At 35.6% G+C, this 2,735-nt stretch carries 2 protein-coding genes; both read left to right on the top strand.

Going from position 1 to position 2,735, the window contains the following annotated elements; all coding sequences use genetic code 11:
- The first annotated feature begins 522 nt into the window (after positions 1-522).
- Positions 523-1,113: a transglutaminase family protein gene (locus tag FTV17_RS15340; protein WP_180000688.1), complete on the top strand. Its 591-nt coding sequence runs from the start codon at positions 523-525 to the stop codon at positions 1,111-1,113.
- A gap of 237 nt (positions 1,114-1,350) precedes the next feature.
- A complete protein-coding gene (locus FTV17_RS15335; RefSeq protein WP_180000686.1) occupies positions 1,351-2,517 on the top strand; it encodes a cupin domain-containing protein in 1,167 nt (388 codons plus the stop codon).
- Positions 2,518-2,735 lie beyond the last annotated feature (218 nt).

Raw genomic sequence — 2,735 nt, 5'->3', positions numbered from 1 at the left:
ATAGACGCAAAATACTTGAATGAATGTGAGCCAAGGCGTACAAAATTGATTAAAACTTATCCCAAAAGTTGTCCGCAGAAATTGGGGATGGATTTGATCTTAAAAGGCATATATCTTATAGGGAATTGCGGTTTTTGATCACTTTTCAACCATTTTTGTTGGCGAAAAATGACAAATTTGCTCAAAAAGAAAGCGACATGTTTCACAGTCGGTTTTTTGCTGTTTTTTGGGGTGGGTGAAAATTTTTAAGCTATTGATTTTAAATCATTATTTTGATTTCATTTCGCATAAGGTGTATTATGTTAATTTTAGGAAATCTTAACTTTAAATAACTTCAAAAAACAGCCTAGATCATTTTATCTGGAATTGAATTCATGCATATGATGAGGAAAGACCAATTTGATTTTATAGAATCAAGCGATTCTATAGGATCATTGTATCAATTGGTTAGCTAAACAAGCTTTTAGCCTAATTTACTTAACTATGATTTCTTAATGCGACAGAACCATTTGGGCTAATAAGATGGACAAATACCTAGCACCTAGCAGATATATTAACTTTGAAGATCCACGCATTCTTTCTCTTGCAAGGAGCCTAGCTAAAAATTGCTCTAACGAAAATGATATAGTTAAAAAATGTTTTGAATATGTCAGAGATGAAATTAAACACAGTTCTGACTTCAAATTAAATCCTATAACCTGTAAAGCATCTGATGTCTTACTCCATAAAACAGGGTATTGCTATGCTAAAAGTCATCTATTAGCTGCTTTGTTGAGAGCAAATGATATTCCTGCTGGGTTATGCTATCAACGGTTATCCGTTGGTGATAGTGGAGATGCTCCCTATTGCCTACATGGTCTAAATGCTGTCTATCTAAGAGATCATGGTTGGTATCGAATAGATGCTAGAGGTAATAAGAATGGAGTTAATGCCCAATTTTCACTTCCAAGGGAACAATTAGCTTTTCCTATCCAATCTAAGAATGAACGAGATTTACCTGAAATATGGGCAGAGCCGTTAGATATAATTATTAAAATATTGGAGAAATATGAAACATATGATCAAGTACTAAATAACTTACCTGACATCCGTTTGATCAATAGCAATCTATGAAAAATTTAACTTATCAACAATAAATACACTCCATTTAACATAATGGGCGTTATACGAAATGAAATAATAATCCCAACGTGGAAATTTCTGATTTATTAAAAACAACCATGACTAATTTTTTAATATATCCTTTTATATAACTATCTAAAAACAAAATCACTGATTTTAAAGCCGTGTCACTTGCGGAACTTGCATTGTTCAAGGGACAATAAGCCAAACTAAATTGTAGTCCTTATTATGTCCCAAACTTTAGACGTTCTCGGCGGTATTACCGCTGAACAATTCCTTACGGAATATTGGCAAAAAAAACCTCTCCTCGTACGTAATGCAGTTCCTGAAATTGTGGGTTTACTTGAACCCAATGATGTTATGGAGCTTGCACTCGATGAAAACGTGACTGCGCGTTTAATCAAACAAAAAGATCGCGACCCTAACCAATGGAATGTGAAGTCATCACCACTACTCAAAGCAGACTTCCAAAAAATGCCAAAATTATGGACACTGCTCGTTCAAGCGGTCGATCACTATTCGTTTGATCTTGCTGAATTATGGAAAAAATTTCCTTTTATTCCTCAATGGCGTCGTGAAGATATTATGGTGTCTTACGCACCACAAGGTGGTTCTGTCGGTAAACACTTCGATTTTTATGATGTATTTTTAGTTCAAGGTTACGGACATCGCCGTTGGCAATTAGGGCAAATGTGTGATGAACAGACAGCACTCGTTGCAGGTCAGCCTTTAAAACTTTTGCAAGAAATGGAAGTTCATTTTGATGAAGTTTTGGCGCCAGGAGATTTACTATACGTCCCACCAGGTCTTTCACATTATGGCGTAGCGGAAGATGAGTGCTTAACCTATTCTTTCGGTTTCCGCATGCCAAATATCTCAGACATGATGGATAGTCTTGGTGATTCTTTCTCAGAACAAGAGCAACTGAAAAAACCATTATTAGATATCACACGCTTTGTCAGCACTGCTGTCGGCGAAATTACTGATAATGAGCTTAGTTATCTGCGCGAACAACTTTTAGCTCAACTGCAAAATCCTGAGATGCTTAATGAAGCCATCATGTGTCTCGCTTCGCAACCTGGTTATCCTAACAATATTCCAGAAAATGACGAAATTGGTACAGGTGATTTAGAAGAAGCACTTGAAGAAGATTATTTATTAAAAATCGAACCTGCTTCACGTTTGCTTTATAGCAAGTTCAATGATGAACTTAACTTTTGGGCGAATGGAGAGCGCTTATGTATCTCCGAAGAATTTAAACCTCATTTAAAACGTATCGCTGATGGTGAAATGATCGCTTTAGATGAAAGTTTATATGATCAACATATTCTTGAAGATCTCGCAGAACTTTTGAACAGTTCGATCATTATGTTGCTGCCTTCGGAAGAAAACTAAACCCATAAATAGATCTCTTTCATAAATCAAAAAAAGATCTATCCCTTGCTGATTATTCGTACCGAATAATTTTAAATATTCATGCATAATATGCGAATGAAATACATCGACTCAAAGAAGCTTTCTGAAACACAGTTTAAGCGATATACAGGCATCTCATGGTCAACCTTTGATTTAATGGCTGAACAGCTAAAAATGCTTGTACCTGCTAAAGGTAG

This window comes from Acinetobacter sp. YH12239 (assembly GCF_013417635.1).
GTDB lineage: Bacteria > Pseudomonadota > Gammaproteobacteria > Pseudomonadales > Moraxellaceae > Acinetobacter.
This window is presented reverse-complemented; position numbering and strand designations above follow the sequence as displayed.